Origin of the sequence: Citrobacter sp. Cpo071 (assembly GCF_030332765.1) — a bacterium.
In the GTDB taxonomy this organism is placed as follows: Bacteria; Pseudomonadota; Gammaproteobacteria; order Enterobacterales; family Enterobacteriaceae; genus Citrobacter; species Citrobacter portucalensis.
Genome location: NZ_JAOWHE010000057.1, coordinates 18228 through 36314, shown reverse-complemented (window position 1 = coordinate 36314; position 18087 = coordinate 18228). Strand labels below are relative to the sequence as shown.

The 18087-nt window shown below is 51.8% G+C and carries 17 protein-coding genes; 1 reads left to right on the top strand and 16 read right to left on the bottom strand.

The features are described from left to right. Positions 1 to 5 precede the first annotated feature (5 nt). The 16 genes from thrP to trxA form a co-directional block, all read right to left on the bottom strand. Positions 6 to 1391, bottom strand: a complete 1386-nt coding sequence (gene thrP, locus OGY09_RS01290; RefSeq protein WP_003828980.1) for a bifunctional threonine/serine APC transporter ThrP — start codon at positions 1389 to 1391, stop codon at positions 6 to 8. 278 nt (positions 1392 to 1669) lie between these two features. Beyond that, positions 1670 to 2410 (bottom strand): lipopolysaccharide N-acetylmannosaminouronosyltransferase, encoded by a 741-nt coding sequence (gene wecG, locus OGY09_RS01285; protein WP_032945695.1) that lies wholly within the window; start codon positions 2408 to 2410, stop codon positions 1670 to 1672. Next, positions 2410 to 3765, bottom strand: a complete 1356-nt coding sequence (gene wzyE / locus OGY09_RS01280; protein ID WP_020996101.1) for an ECA oligosaccharide polymerase — start codon at positions 3763 to 3765, stop codon at positions 2410 to 2412. The genes wecG and wzyE overlap by 1 nt, the downstream gene beginning before the upstream one ends. Beyond that, complete coding sequence (locus tag OGY09_RS01275) at positions 3762 to 4841, bottom strand: TDP-N-acetylfucosamine:lipid II N-acetylfucosaminyltransferase (protein ID WP_008787076.1); 1080 nt, start codon at positions 4839 to 4841, stop codon at positions 3762 to 3764. The genes wzyE and OGY09_RS01275 overlap by 4 nt, the downstream gene beginning before the upstream one ends. After that, positions 4838 to 6088, bottom strand: a complete 1251-nt coding sequence (gene wzxE / locus OGY09_RS01270; RefSeq protein ID WP_003017971.1) for a lipid III flippase WzxE — start codon at positions 6086 to 6088, stop codon at positions 4838 to 4840. The genes OGY09_RS01275 and wzxE overlap by 4 nt, the downstream gene beginning before the upstream one ends. Position 6089: 1 nt before the next feature. Continuing rightward, positions 6090 to 7220 (bottom strand): dTDP-4-amino-4,6-dideoxygalactose transaminase, encoded by a 1131-nt coding sequence (gene rffA, locus OGY09_RS01265; protein ID WP_032945690.1) that lies wholly within the window; start codon positions 7218 to 7220, stop codon positions 6090 to 6092. Positions 7221 to 7224: 4 nt separating this feature from the next. After that, positions 7225 to 7902: a dTDP-4-amino-4,6-dideoxy-D-galactose acyltransferase gene (gene rffC / locus OGY09_RS01260; RefSeq protein WP_032945688.1), complete on the bottom strand. Its 678-nt coding sequence runs from the start codon at positions 7900 to 7902 to the stop codon at positions 7225 to 7227. Beyond that, complete coding sequence (rfbA, locus tag OGY09_RS01255; protein WP_032945685.1) at positions 7880 to 8761, bottom strand: glucose-1-phosphate thymidylyltransferase RfbA; 882 nt, start codon at positions 8759 to 8761, stop codon at positions 7880 to 7882. Before rfbA ends, rffC begins: the two co-directional genes overlap by 23 nt. A 33-nt stretch (positions 8762 to 8794) precedes the next feature. Beyond that, positions 8795 to 9862 carry a dTDP-glucose 4,6-dehydratase gene (rffG, locus tag OGY09_RS01250; RefSeq protein WP_032945684.1) on the bottom strand — a complete coding sequence of 356 codons (1068 nt, stop codon included), beginning with the start codon at positions 9860 to 9862 and terminating at the stop codon, positions 8795 to 8797. Beyond that, positions 9862 to 11124, bottom strand: a complete 1263-nt coding sequence (wecC, locus tag OGY09_RS01245) for a UDP-N-acetyl-D-mannosamine dehydrogenase (protein ID WP_032945682.1) — start codon at positions 11122 to 11124, stop codon at positions 9862 to 9864. The genes rffG and wecC overlap by 1 nt, the downstream gene beginning before the upstream one ends. Beyond that, positions 11121 to 12251 carry a non-hydrolyzing UDP-N-acetylglucosamine 2-epimerase gene (gene wecB, locus OGY09_RS01240; RefSeq protein WP_032934208.1) on the bottom strand — a complete coding sequence of 377 codons (1131 nt, stop codon included), beginning with the start codon at positions 12249 to 12251 and terminating at the stop codon, positions 11121 to 11123. Before wecB ends, wecC begins: the two co-directional genes overlap by 4 nt. A 55-nt stretch (positions 12252 to 12306) precedes the next feature. Beyond that, positions 12307 to 13353 (bottom strand): ECA polysaccharide chain length modulation protein, encoded by a 1047-nt coding sequence (gene wzzE / locus OGY09_RS01235; RefSeq protein WP_003829003.1) that lies wholly within the window; start codon positions 13351 to 13353, stop codon positions 12307 to 12309. A 12-nt stretch (positions 13354 to 13365) separates the two neighbouring features. Then, on the bottom strand, positions 13366 to 14469 hold the full coding sequence (gene wecA, locus OGY09_RS01230) for a UDP-N-acetylglucosamine--undecaprenyl-phosphate N-acetylglucosaminephosphotransferase (RefSeq protein ID WP_032945680.1): 1104 nt from the start codon (positions 14467 to 14469) through the stop codon (positions 13366 to 13368). Positions 14470 to 14707: 238 nt separating this feature from the next. After that, a complete protein-coding gene (gene rho / locus OGY09_RS01225; RefSeq protein WP_002437993.1) occupies positions 14708 to 15967 on the bottom strand; it encodes a transcription termination factor Rho in 1260 nt (419 codons plus the stop codon). 87 nt (positions 15968 to 16054) lie between these two features. Next, a complete protein-coding gene (locus OGY09_RS01220) occupies positions 16055 to 16174 on the bottom strand; it encodes a rho operon leader peptide (protein ID WP_049259789.1) in 120 nt (39 codons plus the stop codon). A gap of 130 nt (positions 16175 to 16304) precedes the next feature. Continuing rightward, positions 16305 to 16634: a thioredoxin TrxA gene (trxA, locus tag OGY09_RS01215; protein ID WP_001280776.1), complete on the bottom strand. Its 330-nt coding sequence runs from the start codon at positions 16632 to 16634 to the stop codon at positions 16305 to 16307. Positions 16635 to 16777: 143 nt separating this feature from the next. Between trxA and rhlB the strand changes: the two genes are divergently transcribed. Further along, positions 16778 to 18046, top strand: a complete 1269-nt coding sequence (rhlB, locus tag OGY09_RS01210; protein WP_003829013.1) for an ATP-dependent RNA helicase RhlB — start codon at positions 16778 to 16780, stop codon at positions 18044 to 18046. Positions 18047 to 18087: the final 41 nt, after the last annotated feature.

The window sequence follows — 18087 nt, the reverse complement described above, 5'->3', positions numbered from 1 at the left end:
GTCGCTTATTCCCGCAATTTATGGGCTGTGCCATGACGATTCAGACCAAAAACCTTATAAATGAGCGTCACGGCCAGTAAGAAACCCATGCCAACAAAAAGCGACATTCGGGTATCTTCATTAAAGTACATGCCAATTAATACGCAAATCAGGAACGCCATCGTCAAATAATTCGCCCACGGGAACAGAATGGAGCGGAATGGATGACTGGCAATCGCCGCTTTATGCGCCTGACGGAAACGCAGCTGGCTTATCAGGATCACAAACCACGGTACCATCCCCGGCAACACGCTGGCGCTATAGACATAAACAAACACGCGCTGCGGGTTAGGAATAATGTAGTTCAGGCATGAGCCAATCAGCAGGATCGCGATAGAAATAGCCACTCCGGCAACCGGCACGCCATGGCGTGATACTTTTCCAACAACGGCAGGAAGCTGGCGATTCTTTGCCAGCGCGTAGAGCATACGCCCACAGCTGTACATGCCGCTGTTACAGCCAGACAGCGCCGCCGTCAGCACCACAAAGTTAATAATCCCTGCCGCAGCAGTAATACCAATCTTGGCAAAGGTGAGAACAAACGGGCTGCCGTTGCTGCCAATCTCATTCCACGGGAAAATAGTGACGATGACAAAAATCGCACCAACGTAGAAAATCAGAATGCGCCACAGCACCTTACCCACCGCGCTACGCAGCGTGACCTGTGGATTCTTCGCTTCCCCTGCAGTGATGCCGATCAGCTCCACGCCCTGGTAAGACGCCACAACAATACACAATGCCGTCAGGAAGCCCTTCCAGCCCCCAGCAAAGAAGCCACCGTGCTCGGTCAGGTTGCCAAAACCAATCGCCTGGCCGCCATTGCCGAAGCCGAAGAAAATCACCCCAACCCCAATGACTATCATCACAATGATGGTGGTCACTTTGATCATGGCAAACCAGAACTCAATTTCACCATACAGGCGAACCGCAGCGAGGTTTGCCAACGCAACCAGTCCGACCGCGATCAGTGCGGGTATCCATTGCGCCATTTCCGGAAACCAGAACTGCACATACACCCCGATGGCGGTAATCTCTGAGATCCCCACAGCCATCCACATAAACCAGTATGACCAGGCGGTGAGATAGCCAAAGAAGGGGCTCATATAACGGTGAGCGTAAACAGCGAATGAACCTGCAACCGGCTCGAGGAATAACATCTCCCCCATAGAACGCATAATGAAAAACACAAACAGCCCGGCGACGATATACGCCAGCAGAACCGAAGGTCCCGCCCATTTAAGGGTACTGGCGGCCCCCATAAATAGCCCAACGCCAATAGTGCCCCCAAGGGCAATTAATTCGATGTGACGAGCCTCCAGCCCACGCTGTAGCTCAGGTTTGTTCTCAGCCATAAATCCTCTTGATGTGTTTGCATGCTGTCCGGTATTACCGGTTCTCGTTATGGGTACATCTTGTTATGCCATAACAGGCCATGCGGCACCGACCGCTTTACGGTTGGCGCCAAAAACACCACGGCACTGCAATGATTGTTGCGAATGGTTTCCTAAAATCGCTTAAATGGCAATTAAAGCATTCAAAAAATGAATAGATTGTGCGAGAAAGCAGCGATTATGTTGTGAATAAGTAGCGTAATTAGCAGATCACGCTACTTATCAGAGGAGAGAGGGCGTCAGAGGTTGCCGGTATAGTACCAGCGGAGATAGCGTAATAAGCGAAGTTGCCGAGTAATACGGCTCGGCTGCGACAATAAGCGATACAGCCACTCCAGCCCCAGATTTTGCCAGATTTTAGGCGCACGCTTAACGTGACCGGTAAAGACGTCGTAGGTGCCCCCTACGCCCATATACAGCGCGTCAGGGTGAGTCTTGCGGCAATCACGCATAAAGATCTCTTGTTTTGGCGAGCCCATCGCCACCGTCACAATTTGCGCACCGCTGGCGTGAATACGCTCAAACAACGCCTGACGCTGCTCTGGGGTAAAATAACCGTCCTGACTACCCACAATGTTCACGCGCCACTGCACACGTAGTTTTGCTTCTGTTTGTGCCAGAACTTCAGGCTTGCCACCAACCAGGAAAACAGGCGTTCCGTTTTGCCCAGCTCGCGCCATCAGTGCTTCCCAAAGGTCAGCTCCGGCCACGCGTGAAACCTGCGCCTGTGGGAATTTTTTGCGCACCGAACGCACCACGCTAATCCCATCCGCATACTTGAACTCCGCGGCGTTGATCAGCTCCCTCACTTCAGGATTATCTTCTGCTGTCAGCATCTTCTCAGCGTTAATAGCCACCAGCGTTCCTGACCTGAGGTGTCCTTCGGCAAACAGGTAATTCAGCGCATGTTGCATATCTCGCCAGCCAATCAGTTGTAATCCGCGCAGCGAATACAGCGGCGCAGTTGTGTTATCAGTCATTACGATCCTTCAATCTGTGTCCGGGGCAGCGATTTGATTCGTTTATGAATGAGTCCCGCGCTATCAAACAGCCAGAACAACAATTTTGCCACCAGTAGGCAAACGCCGAAAATCACGAGGAAAAAGACCACTCGTGAGACAAACGAATCCAGCCCTTCACGTGCCAAAACGATCATATTGAAAATGGCGCCAAAACAGAAACTGTGCAAAATCGCCGCCTTATAGCGATTGGTTTCGCGATTGCCAAGCTCATACAGCCAGTCGAACCACTTGATAATGAGCCCAACAACAATCGCGCCTAATGGTATAAACAGCGCCCCGCCCATCACCACCAGTGAACCAATTAACGTCGGCGAAATCGCCAGTCCTGAGTGGTTGTTCAACACTTCCCAGGTAAAGTAGTTCGCTGAGTTGAGTACAATACTCGGCCGCCCAGGCCACAGCCAGGAGGGAATAAAGACGTAGAAGTCACGGACAATCGGTGCCAGCCCCTGGAACTCAATATTGTGGTAATTCTGCAGCAACAGCGCCAGATTCTCCCACGGTGAGAAGGTGTCGCGCGTAAGGTACAGGAACGTATAGAACGCCTCATCGCCGCTAACGCTCATTCCGTAGCGCTTCAACGCCAGCCAGAACATCCCGACAATGCCCAACACGCCTGCAGCGGCCAACATCCACAGCGAAATCCAGCCGCGAATAATGCCGATAAACAAGAAGATGGCAAACGCGATAATGATATTGGCGCGCGTCCCACCCACAATCATATAGGTCAGCAAACCAAACGCGACGGTACTCACGAGGAAGAACACCCACGCTTTGCTGTCCTGACGCAAGAAATAAACCACCAGCATTGCCGGAATGAAGAAGTAGAAGAAACGCTTCAGAGCGACGCCAGAGACTTCACTGGAAAAAATCTGGCTATAGGATTGCAGTCTGAACAGCAGGAATCCGTTGTGCATAAAGAAGATGCCCACGCTCACCAGCGCAATCGCCATCAGGATAACCCAGGTCAAATGGGCTTCAACGCGATTGATGGTAAACAGCGGCCTGCGCGGCTTATCATCTACTCGTTTGCGTAAGCGCGTTTTATACGTCACGTAGTAGACGGCATAGAAACAGGCGGCTGACAGCAAGGCCTGCAGCAGGATCTCCGGCGGAGCCACTGCCACATCAAAGCGGAACACCAGGATGCTGGTTAACGGGAATCCGAAGAAGAACGTCAGCAAGAACAACAATGAGAAGAAAACATTGAAGTTAAAACGCACGCGGCGGAACTCAAACCAGGTCAGCGTGGCGATAAACAAGGTGGAGAGCAGCCAGACCACCAGAAGACCGCTGAATTGCATCAGGCTCATACGGTTTCTCCTGAAGCAATGCGCAGCGCGTTGTGCCACGGCTGCAGATAATTCGGGCTAAAGAAGGTAATAGTATTTTTATCTACCGATGCCAACTGGCGCTGCGCTTCACGTACGACGCCTTCATTGAGATCATCAGTGGTAAATAACACCGGAAGATTTTGTTCCACCATATCCTGCCAGAAGGGATTGTCACGGTTGAGCACGCATGGGATACCAGCCTGGATCAGCAAACACAGTGTACCGATTCCCTGTTGACGGGCAAAAATAAAGTAACCCAAATCGCATTGACGCAATAACGCAAGATAAGCGTCAAATTCCAGCTTTTCACTCAAAATTTGCAGATTATCAGCGCTAAATAACGCCAGGCCGGCCTGGCGAACCTCGTCGATATAGGCCGCATTATTGGCGGGATAACCCATCGGCACAATCACATTCACCGTGTCGCCAAACTGCTGATGAACGGCGCGAAGCGCGGCAACATGCTCATTGCTGCGATCGCCAGAGTTGCCAACCATCACCGTCATCTTGCCGCTGCGCTGGCAATCATTGCTCATGTTATTGAGTGAAGGATCCATTCGCGTTGGGAAATAGAGCAACTCACCCCGCACACGGGGATGTTGCTCGGCGAAATAACGTAAATCGCCCCGTGTGGCAAACACGCAGCCCACACGATTCTGCGCCATGCGGCGAATCGGGTAAAACAGGCGGAATTTCAGCCCACTGGAGACTTCGTATAAATCAGCGCCCCAGATATGCCAGTAAAACTGCGCCGGTTTAATCCCGCCACTCAGCAGCGCCAGCCACAGGCTGGTGTTGAACTGACCGTGGAAGAAGAAACGCTGTTGGCGATCCGCTTTTGCTTTCGCGATCACAGCGTCAGCAAGCGCCTTTTTCCCGCTGTAGAAGCTTAGCGATAACGCCGGGCAGCTCTCACTGAGTCCCGCATCCTGACCGGCAACCATAAACGTGCGCGCATGCTCGCTCGTCGCGGCCAGCGAGTCGTTGAAAAACCGCAACACGGTTTGGTTATGGTGAGGGATATCCGATCCCAGAACGTGAATCAGTACAGTCATGCCCGCCTACGCCAGAGTAAAAACACGCCACAACAAAGAGAAAAATAGACGATGTACGTTGCCATATAAGCCTGTGCCGCTCCCAGCGCACCGTGTGCAGGGATCAGCCAGTGAGCAAACACCGTCAATAACATGAACTGGCTAATTTCAGCCAAAATATAAAACCGCAGCGATGCTTTCGCGATCACCAGATACCCAAAGACATACGCCCCAACTTTCAGTACATCGCCGACCAGTTGCCAGGCAAACAGATCGCGCATGGCGGTGAATTTTGCGGAGAAAAGCAGCCAGATCGCAAAATCACGCAGCAACCAAACAGTAAAGCTCGCTGCGGCAACCGCCGGTAACACGAACTTCAGCGACTTAACCACCTCGCGCGTAATGTCGCGCTTTTCGGTCAGTCGAGACAACGTCGGAAGCAAGTAAACGCTGAATGAGGCGGTAATGAATTGCAGATAAGCATCAGAGATACTGCTTACTCCCTGCCAAATCCCCACATCATCCCAACTGTACTGCGCCGCCAGCAGGTTTCGCATCATCACGTATGCCACAGGCAGCGTTACGGAGGTAATCAGCGCCATCAGGGTAAACTTGCTTAGCTGTCCAGCCAGACCGTTATCCCACGAGGGTTTCAGGTAATGCAGGGGAATCGCCCCACGCTTAATCAGCATAATAGCGGCGGGGATAACGACCAACGCGGGCACTAACGCCAGACCCAGCAAAGCGCCTTCATACCCTCCCAGGCGATAACAGCCATAATAAGCCACTACGCCCACCAGGCTACCCACAATCAGCGACAGCGCGTTACCCGCCGCATCGCGAAAGCCCTTCATCAACGCCAGCAGCAGGTTCGCCCAGGCAATACCCATTTGCACCAGCGCAACCAGTCTTACCAGCCCCTGATAATGAGTATGGCCAAACAATCCCTGACTGATTGGCGCGGCCGCCAGCAGAAAAATCACCGCCATCAGCGTAGAGAATCCCAGCACCATCGCGGAAGATGTACCGACTACCTTACGGAGCCGGGTCGGATCGTCATGGTGCTGCGCAACATATTTCGTGACGCCGTTGAAAATGCCGGCCCCCGCCAGAACACCAAGCACGGTGACCATCTGGCGGAAGTTACCCGCCTGCCCCACGCCTGCCGGGCCAAACGACACCGCCAGCAGCTTCACGACCAGCAAACCTGCACCAATTTTTACCAGCGTACTGGCTGCCGTCCATAAGGACGCTTTAGCAAGCGACATATCAGGCGAAGTAGTTGAGTAAGGTCGAAATGACCGTTCGCTGGTTTACTGGCGACAGGTTGTAAAACAGCGGCAAGCGCAGCAGACGCTCGCTCTCTTTAGTGGTGAAACGATCAACACCGGCAAATACGCCGAATTTATCGCCAGCCGGACAATCATGTAGCGGGATATAGTGGAACACCGCCATAATTTCAGCTTCTTTCAAGAAGTTAATCAACGCCGTGCGATCGTCGATATCGCGCAGCTTGATATAAAACATATGGGCATTCTGCACGCAGTTTTCCGGGACAGAAGGCAGATCAATGCGTCCGGCACGCGCCAGCGGTTCGAGAGCATCATAGTAGTTCTGCCACAGCGCCAGACGCTGCTGGTTAATACGGTCAGCCGCTTCCAGTTGTGCCCACAGATAGGCAGCCTGCAGATCGGACATCAGATAGCTGGAGCCAATATCACGCCAGGTATACTTATCCACCTGACCGCGGAAAAACTGGCTGCGGTTAGTTCCTTTTTCACGGATGATCTCTGCACGTTCCACTAATTTTTTATCATTAATCAGCGTCGCACCACCTTCACCGCCTGCGGTATAGTTTTTGGTCTCATGGAAGCTAAAGCAACCGATGTGACCAATCGTCCCCAGCGCACGACCTTTGTAAGTCGACATGACGCCCTGGGCCGCATCTTCCACGACAAACAGGTTATGTTTGGTCGCCAGCGCCATGATGGTATCCATTTCACAGGCTACGCCCGCGTAATGCACCGGAACGATAGCGCGGGTCTTGTCGGTGATCGCCGCTTCAATCAGCGTTTCGTCAATGTTCATGGTATCCGGCCGGATATCAACAAAGACAATTTTCGCGCCGCGCAGCACGAAAGCATTGGCCGTGGAGACAAACGTATAGCTCGGCATAATGACTTCATCGCCAGGCTGGATATCCAGCAGCAATGCCGCCATCTCAAGCGATGCGGTGCAGGAAGGCGTCAGCAATACTTTCTCGCTGCCAAAATGCTGTTCCAGCCACTGTTGGCAGCGACGGGTAAAACCACCGTCGCCACACAGTTTGCCGCTGTTCATCGCAGACTGCATGTAATCGAGTTCAGTGCCCACCACCGGCGGTGCGTTAAATGGAATCATCGTGTCACCTGTATAACCAATACGCGGTGCTTTCCACATTCGCACCACTGTGTATATAACGTTTAAGCGCGGCGGTATTGCCCATTTGGGTCGCCACGCGCAATGTTGTTTTACCGCGAGCCTGCGCCCAGCAAAGGGCAGCCTGCATCAGTTCTGCTCCCGCCCCACGCCCGGCCAGCAGGCCAATTCGCGCATCGGTCGCATTCAGTTCACGCAGCGAGACATAGCCACGAATATCACCTGCCGGTGTACGAAAAACGAGGCATTGATGATCGAACGTCCCCAGCACCGCGTTTTCAATCCACTGCGCATAAAAACGCGTGCTGGCATCTGCTGCATACCATGGGGCGCGAAAACGACTTTGCGCGAACGCCTGTCCTGCCAGTTGGCGTAATGCCGGGATATCCGTAGTTTGTGCTACCTGCGCACCGGGGTCGCCATGCGCACACATCACCGGCAGCACAAAATCCACTTCACCTTCAACCAGTGAGAAGCCCAACTGTTGCAGGGCATCTAATTCATGGGTATTGGCGGCAGGAATTTTTGCCTGTACCCGCGACCAGGGCTGCAACACATCCGCAGTCAGAACCGGCGCGTGTTGGTCAAAACGCACAATGGCGCTATTCACGCCAAAGAACGTATTTTCCCAGCTAAGCGGCTCAATACTGGCGCGGACGAGCACGGAGCAGCTCCAGCAGGTATTGACCATAACCCGTTTTGGCCAGTGAACTGGCAGCACGCTTCACGCCTTCGTCATCCAGCCAACCGTTACGCCAGGCGATTTCTTCCAGACAGGCTATTTTAAAGCCCTGGCGTTTTTCCACCGTCTGCACAAAAGTACTCGCTTCGATAAGACTGTCGTGCGTACCGGTATCCAGCCAGGCAAAGCCACGCCCGAGCAATTCTACCGTCAGATGTCCGTCATCAAGATACATCTGGTTGATAGACGTAATCTCCAGCTCCCCACGCTCAGAAGGTTTTACGCGTTTTGCATATTCCACCACCTTGCTGTCATAGAAATAGAGACCAGTCACTGCCCAGTTGGATTTTGGTGCTTTCGGCTTCTCTTCCAGCGAAATAGCTCGAAAATTGTCGTCAAACTCCACGACACCAAAACGTTCAGGATCCATCACCTGGTAACCAAACACCGTCGCGCCTTGCGTTCTGGCGGCTACGTGACGCAGTTTTGGACTGAATCCCTGACCAAAGAAGATATTGTCTCCTAACACCAGACATGATGGTTCACCGTTAAGGAACGTTTCACCAATGATAAACGCCTGTGCTAATCCATCCGGACTGGGTTGCTCAGCATAGTGCAATTCAATGCCGAACTCAGATCCATCGCCCAGTAAGCGCTGGAAATAGCCTTTATCTTCCGGTGTAGTGATAATCAGGATTTCGCGAATTCCCGCCAGCATCAATACTGATAACGGGTAGTAAATCATCGGCTTATCGTATATAGGCAATAGCTGCTTCGATACGCCACGCGTAATGGGATACAGGCGAGTACCTGAGCCACCCGCCAGAATGATACCTTTCATGCGTTGTCTCCTCCGGGAGCCAAAACCAGGCTGTTAGCCCTTCAGACCTAAACGTTCGCCCTGGTAACTGCCGTCCTGCACGGGTTTCCACCATGCCTGATTAGCCAGATACCACTGCACGGTTTTGCGCATTCCGCTTTCAAACGTTTCTTGCGGCATCCAGCCTAGTTCACGCGCAATTTTCGACGCGTCAATGGCATAACGCAAATCATGACCCGGGCGATCGTCCACAAAAGCGATCAAGTCGCGGTACTGCGCGATACCCTGCGGCTTTTGCGGTGCCAGCTCTTCCAACAGGCTGCAAACCGTTTCGACAACTTCCAGGTTTTTACGCTCGTTATGGCCACCGATATTATAGGTTTCTCCCACCGCGCCCGTTGTCGCCACACAATAGAGCGCCCTGGCGTGATCTTCTACATACAACCAATCACGGATCTGTTGCCCATTGCCGTAAACCGGCAACGGCTTCCCCGCCAATGCGTTGAGGATCATCAGCGGAATCAGTTTTTCCGGGAAATGGTACGGACCATAGTTGTTAGAACAGTTGGTTATCAGCGTTGGCAGACCGTAGGTACGCAGCCAGGCGCGAACCAGATGATCGCTGCTGGCTTTCGACGCGGAATAAGGGCTGCTCGGTGCATACGGTGTGGTTTCAGTGAAGAAATCATCCGTAGAATGCAGGTCGCCATACACCTCGTCAGTCGAGATATGGTGGAAACGAAACGCTGATTTTTTCTCGCTGGTTAAATCACTCCAGTAAGCGCGCGCCGCTTCCAACAGCGTGTAGGTTCCCACGATGTTAGTTTCGATAAAGGCGGCCGGACCATCAATTGAGCGATCGACGTGGCTTTCTGCCGCCAGATGCATCACGCAGTCCGGCTGATAGTGTTGAAACACCCTGTCGAGCGAAGCTCGATCGCAGATATCGACTTTCTCAAAGGTAAAACGAGGATTCTGTGCAACCGGCTCCAGCGACATCAGGTTTCCGGCATAGGTCAGCTTATCGACCACAATTGCCGCATCCTGAGTCTCCTGAATGATATGCCGTACAACCGCCGAGCCGATGAATCCCGCTCCACCGGTAACCAGAATTCGTTTCATTAGCGCCAGACCCCTTTGGTATCAACGATATATTGCTGGTGAACCGCATCGCCTTTAATGGCTTTAAATTCATTATGGTCGACCAGCAAGACCAGCACATCGGCGCTAGCCAGGGCATCGTCCAGCGCTGCCAGTTGGCACAGACCGTCCAGTTTTTTCGGCAGTTGATGGATGTTCGGTTCCACTACCAATGTTTCGCCTTTGTGCCAATGCGCGATGCTTTGCGCAATTCCCATCGCCGGGCTTTCACGTAAGTCATCAATATTCGGTTTAAATGCCAGACCAAAACAGGCAATTTTCACTTCGCTGGCCCGTTTATTGGTATCCGCCAGACAGTCGGCCACGGCAGCTTTTACCTGATCAACCACCCAATGAGGTTTACCGTCGTTTACCTCACGCGCGGTGCGAATCAATTTCGCCTGCTGCGGGTTCTGCGCCACGATAAACCACGGATCGACCGCGATACAGTGCCCGCCAACCCCCGGACCCGGTTGTAAAATATTCACGCGCGGATGGCGATTTGCCAGTCGAATCAGTTCCCAGACGTTGATCCCCTGATCAGCGCAAATCAGCGACAGCTCATTGGCGAAAGCGATATTGACGTCGCGGAAGCTATTTTCAGTCAGTTTGCACATTTCCGCCGTACGGGCGTTGGTCACGACACATTCGCCCTCCAGGAAAATGTTGTACAGTTCGCTAGCACGCGCGGAACAGACGGGGGTCATTCCCCCAATCACGCGGTCGTTTTTAATCAGTTCAACCATCACCTGGCCCGGCAGCACTCGCTCTGGGCAATAAGCAATGTTAACGTCCGCGTGTTCACCGACTTGCTGTGGGAAAGTCAGGTCAGGACGCATTTCAGCCAGCCATGTGGCCATCTGTTCAGTGGCCCCGACAGGCGACGTCGATTCAAGGATCACCAACGCGCCTTTTTTCAGCACCGGTGCAAGAGATTTAGCCGCGGCTTCCACATAAACCATATCGGGTTCGTGCTCCCCCTTAAACGGAGTAGGCACAGCAATCAGATAGGCATCCGCATCTACAGGGGTTGTGGTCGCACGCAGAAATCCATTTTCGACCGCCGTTTTCACCACGGCGCCCAAATCTGGCTCAACGATATGAATTTCACCGCGATTAATGGTATCCACCGCGTGTTGATTTACATCTACGCCAATCACATGCTTTTGACGGGAAGCAAAGGCAGCCGCCGTCGGCAGTCCGATATAACCCAGCCCAATGACAGAAATGGTCGTAAAACTCATAGCGATATCCGATTATTTTTTAACGCGTGTAAAATGCGGCCACATGCCTGCCCGTCACCATACGGATTATGGGCGCGGCTCATGGTTTGATATTCATTGTCGTCATGCAGCAAACGCGTGACTTCTTCGACAATACGCTGCGGGTCGGTCCCTACCAGACGTACTGTGCCTGCAGTAATCGCTTCCGGACGTTCCGTCGTTTCGCGCATCACCAGTACCGGTTTCCCCAGAGATGGGGCTTCTTCCTGAATCCCGCCAGAGTCGGTAAGGATCAGCCAGGCGTGATTCATCAGCCAGACAAACGGCATATAATCCTGCGGTTCAATCAGGATGACGTTTTCAACGTGCCCCAGAATGCGATTAACCGGTTCGCTGACGTTAGGATTCAGGTGCACCGGATAGACAATCTGTACGTTCTGATTGGCCGCGGCAATTTCCGCCAGCGCATGACAAATGTGTTCAAAACCACGACCGAAGCTTTCCCGACGATGACCGGTCACCAGTATCATCTTTTTATCCGAGCTCAGGAATGGGTAATGCTCTGCCAGTTCAGCTCGTAATGCATCGCTCGCCAGTACGCGATCGCGTACCCAGATCAACGCATCAATAACCGTATTACCTGTAACGAAGATACGGCTATCAGAAATGTTTTCCCGTAACAGGTTTTGGCGCGAGTTTTCTGTTGGTGCAAAATGATACATCGCCAGATGCCCGGTTAGCGTACGGTTCGCCTCTTCCGGCCAGGGAGAGTAGAGATCGCCTGTACGTAAGCCTGCCTCCACATGCCCTACCGGGATGCGCTGATAGAACGCGGCCAGGCTAGTAGCAATGGTGGTTGTGGTATCGCCGTGAACTAACACAACGTCAGGTTTAAAATCAGCCAGAATTGGCTTTAATCCTTCCAGTATTCGGCAGGTAATTTCTGTTAGCCCCTGACCTGGCTGCATAATATTGAGATCGTAGTCAGGTACAATGGAAAAGAGGTTCAACACCTGATCGAGCATCTCCCGATGCTGCGCCGTGACGCAAACTTTTGCCTCAAAATCAGGATCTTTTGCCAGCGCATGAACCAGAGGTGCCATTTTTATGGCCTCCGGTCGCGTGCCAAATACAGTCAGTACTTTCACATCGATTCTCTTCGGATTGGCAGTGAGGGCCCAGCCCCTCACTGCAACGATATTGCTAAATCGTGCGGCGACGGGTTAACGCGACACCAGCACCGATCAGAGCCCCAACGATGCCCCACATAATCATCAGGAAGGCACGACGAGGGCTGTCACGTTTTACCGGTTCCTCCGGCGTACGCAAATAACGATAGGTCTGAAAACGCGGATCCAGAGTTGGCCCAACGTTCAGTGTGTTAAGCATGGCTCGGTTTTGGAAGTAGTCCAGATCGAAATCGGGACCAACAGATTGCAGGTTTTCGAGTCGCGCCTGCAGCATAGGACGTCCAAGCAAAAACAGTTCAGAATCGGGTAGCTCTTCAGCCGGAACGTCAGTGGAAGTACGCGAAATATTATGCTGTTCAGCAATTTTGAGAGCCTGCTCAATGTTGTGAACTCGGCGAGAGAAAATCGATTTCGCCACTTCTTCCTGGCGTTTAACCTGCGCCTTCATCTGCACAGTGCGCGCAGCCCAGGCTCCCTTTAACTCGTCGTTCAGATGACGCGCCGCACGCTGGCTGGCAAACGCGACGTACTGACGCAACAGATTGTTGGCATCAGGTGCCGTTTCGGCAATCAGCTTCACGCTGTCATTGGTATTACGAACCGCATCGCCGGGCATAAACTGAATGTTATTAATCAGTTCATCCAGCATCGCCGCATCGGCTTTACTGTTCCCCACCATACGTTGCTTGTAGTAATCAGTCTGCTGCCAGAATTCACGGCGCGTATCCCATGAGGCAAGCTGCATGATAAATTCTTTATAGGCCTCATCCATCACTGACGGCTGATCCGCAGATGCGAGACTGGCCTTGATGTCCAGGTTACGTAAGAACTGCTGCTGAGAGTAATAGCCGCCCAACATATTAACCGTTGGCCTGTCTGAAATCGCCGTCGCGCTCCACTCCTGACGAGCAAAAAACGTATAGGCGAGAGCGACTAACGCGAAGGCGAGAGCCATACCGACGATCCACACCTTCCCTGTCCACAAAGTACGAAACAACCCACGGATGTCCAGTTCATTTTCAGCGCTCATGGCATGTTCCCCCGGTAATGGTTGTGTCATCGTACCCTCAATTTATTTGGTTAAGTTTGGTTTACTGTCACGGTTTCTACGCAACTTGCGCTTCCAGCGTTTGATAAATCTCGCTACCTTCCAGGCACGTTTAATACAATAGTCGTACAAGACAAATGCCAGTAAAAAGAGCACCAGCATCACCCATTCCGGAACGACCCGAGAATATTCAGCCAACACGCCGATAGAAGCCAGGATCGCAGCAGCCAGCGTAATCAGGACAAAAGCCTGTCGGGAAGTAAACCCGGCGCGCATAATTAAATGGTGAATATGTTGGCGGTCCGGGGAGAAAGGGCTCATACCTTTACGTAAACGACGATACATGATCGCCACCATATCCATTAACGGAATGGCAATAATCCACAGTGCGGTGACCGGGCTAATAGGATGCGTTTTACCTTGAGTGGTCTCCAGCAGGATCCAGATGACCGTAAAGCCAATCAGCGTACTCCCCGCATCACCCATAAAGACCTTATAGCGACGTCCGAGAATACCCAGGTTCAGCATGATGTAAGGCAGAATGGCGGCGATCATGGCAAAACACCAGATAGCCAGGCTTGTCTGGCCGTCAAACCACAAGATAAGCCCCATTGCGGCGAATGATACGCTGGATAGCCCGCCTAACAGACCATCAATCCCATCCACCATGTTAAAGGCGTTAATTGCAGCCCAAACGGCGAAAAGGGTAAGGAAATAGCCAAAAGGACCGAGCACCATCTCCCAAGGGCCAAAAATGAACCCAAGGCTCAACAGATAGAGCTTACCTACCGCCATCATAATGATGCCGATGATAGCCTGGATGGTCGCACGGATTTTTACACTGATATCAAAGCGGTCGTCCAGTGCACCGATAAACACCAATACACCGGCACAAGCCAGGTAGAGAGTTGCGTGCGGGATATAATAATCGGCGATGAGGAACGTAAAGCAAATGCCTGCGTAAACCGAAATCCCCCCAACCAACGGAATCAGTCCCTGATGACGTTTGCGGAAGTTGGGTTTATCCACCAATCCTATCTTTTTCGCAACCTTGCGGGCAAAGAAAAGAAACAGCGTTGTGAATAAAAAAATACTGATGAGATCAGTACTTGCTGTCAGTAAATTCACTATACATACTCTCAAAGAATATCAATATATGAAGTATAACCATCCAGGCGATTATTCAGAAGAGAAACCCGATTCCATATCAGGTGGTTCTGTATGATTATTAACCACAAAATACGAATTACAACCCTTCATCGCCAGGCGGTATGTCATACCGGATTATTATTATTGTGTCGTTAAGATTACATCCACAAAAGCAAAACGCCACGTAAAAACGTGGCGTTTTCAGATGATGCCCGAATCAGGAACGCTTCATCATATCGAAGAAGTCGTCGTTGGTCTTGGTCATCGCCAGTTTGTTAATGAGGAATTCCATTGCATCGATTTCACCCATCGGATGGATGATTTTGCGCAGGATCCACATTTTCTGCAGCTCTTCCTGGGTGGTGAGCAGCTCTTCTTTACGGGTACCGGAACGGTTGTAGTCGATAGCCGGGAAGACGCGTTTTTCAGCAATCTTACGAGAGAGATGCAGTTCCATGTTGCCGGTACCTTTAAACTCTTCGTAGATAACTTCATCCATTTTAGAGCCGGTATCAATCAGCGCAGTCGCGATGATGGTCAGGCTACCGCCCTCTTCCACGTTACGTGCAGCACCAAAGAAACGCTTCGGACGATGCAGGGCGTTGGCGTCCACACCACCGGTCAGTACTTTACCGGAAGCCGGAACCACGGTGTTATATGCACGCGCCAGACGGGTGATGGAGTCAAGCAGAATGATAACGTCTTTCTTGTGTTCAACCAGACGTTTCGCCTTCTCGATAACCATTTCCGCAACCTGAACGTGGCGGGAGGCTGGTTCGTCAAAGGTAGAGGCAACCACTTCACCTTTCACCAGACGCTGCATCTCGGTAACTTCTTCCGGACGTTCGTCAATCAGCAGCACCATCAGCACGCAGTCAGGATGATTGTATGCAATGCTCTGCGCGATGTTCTGCAGCAGCATGGTTTTACCCGCTTTCGGCGGAGCAACAATCAGACCACGTTGGCCACGACCGATCGGCGATGCCAGATCCAGTACACGCGCCGTTAAGTCTTCAGTAGAACCGTTACCACGTTCCATACGCAGACGAGAGTTTGCGTGCAGAGGCGTTAAGTTCTCAAAGAGGATTTTGTTACGGGCGTTTTCTGGTTTGTCGTAGTTAACTTCGTTAACTTTCAACAGCGCAAAGTAGCGTTCACCTTCTTTCGGCGGGCGAATCTTACCAGAAATGGTATCACCAGTGCGGAGGTTGAAACGGCGGATTTGGCTGGGAGAAACGTAGATGTCATCAGGACCGGCGAGGTAGGAGCTGTCTGCAGAGCGGAGGAAACCAAATCCATCCTGCAATATCTCCAGCACACCGTCACCAAAGATATCTTCGCCACTCTTTGCGTGCTGCTTCAGGATGGCAAAAATAATGTCCTGCTTGCGCATACGAGCCAGGTTTTCAAGGCCCATATTTTCGCCGAGAGTGATCAGCTCAGAAACCGGCGTATTCTTTAATTCGGTAAGATTCATAATGGTGTGAGTTCTTAAACTTGGGGTAAATCTCGAACTTAATGTTGTGAATGGTATGGCAGGGTCATCCATGCCTGTTTACGGCCATCAACTCATGTCTGTTCGCTGTCTGGTCACAGGAAAGTACGCAGAACTGAAACGACAAGACGGATTGAGTGACAAGCCAGGAATCTGTCCACTTCTCGCGCGAGAAACAACGGGAAGTATTGGATATAACTAGATTCAAACTTAATAAGGTATGTTTAATACGAAGTCAACACTAACTTAGCACGACTCAAGTCGGGCGTCCAGTCATCCGAATCATTTCGAAGTAGGGTCGCCCGATCATGAGACTTCCTTACGCTAAATTAGCGTCGAGGAATTCTTTCAACTGACCTTTGGACAGCGCGCCGACTTTCGTCGCCGCAACTTCGCCGTTTTTAAACAGCAGCAGGGTCGGGATGCCACGGATACCATACTTCGGCGCGGTGCCTGGGTTTTGGTCAATGTTCAGTTTAGCAACCGTCAGTTTGCCCTGATATTCGTCAGCGATTTCATCCAGAATCGGAGCGATCATTTTGCACGGACCGCACCACTCTGCCCAGAAATCAACGAGGATTGCTCCGTCCGCTTTGAGTACATCCGTGTCAAAACTGTCGTCAGTCAGGTGAATAATTTTATCGCTCATAATAACTCCACAGGAATAAGCCTGGTGCATTGGTGTAGCATTAATCAACGACGTGTTGATGTAGCATTAACCAACTAAAGGTTGACTTTATTTCACCGGATACGCTTTCGTAAAGCAATAGTAAGCTGATATTCTACCACACTATGAGCAAAACACATTTAACAGAACAGAAGTTTTCCGACTTCGCCCTGCACCCAAAGGTGATAGAAGCCCTTGAAAATAAAGGCTTTCATAACTGTACGCCCATTCAGGCCCTCGCGCTGCCGCTAACGCTGGCTGGTCGTGATGTTGCCGGGCAGGCGCAAACCGGTACCGGAAAAACGATGGCGTTCCTGACGTCAACGTTTCATTATCTTCTCTCTCATCCCGCGATTGCCGATCGCAAGGTGAACCAACCGCGTGCGTTAATTATGGCGCCAACGCGTGAGTTAGCCGTGCAGATCCACGCCGATGCCGAGCCGCTGGCACAGACCACTGGTCTGAAATTAGGCCTGGCGTATGGCGGCGACGGTTACGATAAACAGCTGAAAGTGCTGGAAAGCGGCGTCGATATTCTTATCGGCACGACCGGTCGTCTCATCGACTATGCAAAACAGAACCACATTAATCTGGGCGCGATTCAGGTCGTGGTGCTGGATGAAGCCGATCGTATGTACGATCTGGGCTTTATTAAAGATATCCGTTGGCTGTTCCGTCGTATGCCGCCAACCACCCAACGTCTGAACATGCTGTTTTCTGCAACCCTCTCTTACCGCGTTCGCGAACTGGCGTTCGAACAGATGAATAACGCTGAGTACGTTGAAGTCGAACCGGAACAGAAAACTGGCCACCGCATTAAAGAAGAGCTCTTCTACCCTTCCAACGAAGAGAAAATGCGTTTGCTGCAAACGCTGATTGAAGAAGAGTGGCCAGATCGCGCCATTGTTTTTGCTAACACCAAGCATCGTTGTGAAGATATCTGGGGCAGCCTTGCTGCGGACGGTCATCGCGTCGGTCTGCTGACCGGTGACGTAGCACAGAAAAAACGTCTGCGTATTCTTGATGAGTTCACCCGTGGCGATCTCGACATTCTCGTTGCGACGGATGTCGCTGCGCGTGGCCTGCATATCCCAGCAGTAACGCACGTATTTAACTATGACCTGCCGGATGACTGTGAAGATTACGTTCACCGAATCGGTCGTACCGGACGTGCTGGCGCAAGCGGTCACTCTATCAGCCTGGCTTGTGAAGAGTACGCGCTGAATTTACCCGCAATCGAGACCTATATCGGCCATTCGATTCCGGTCAGCAAATATAACCCGGATGCGCTGATGACCGATCTGCCGAAGCCGTTGCGCTTAACGCGCCCGCGTACAGGCAATGGCCCACGCCGTACCGGTGGTGCTCCGCGTAATCGTCGTCGTTCAGGTTAAGAAAAGTTATGCCATACACAAAATCATTCAGCCTGTATCAA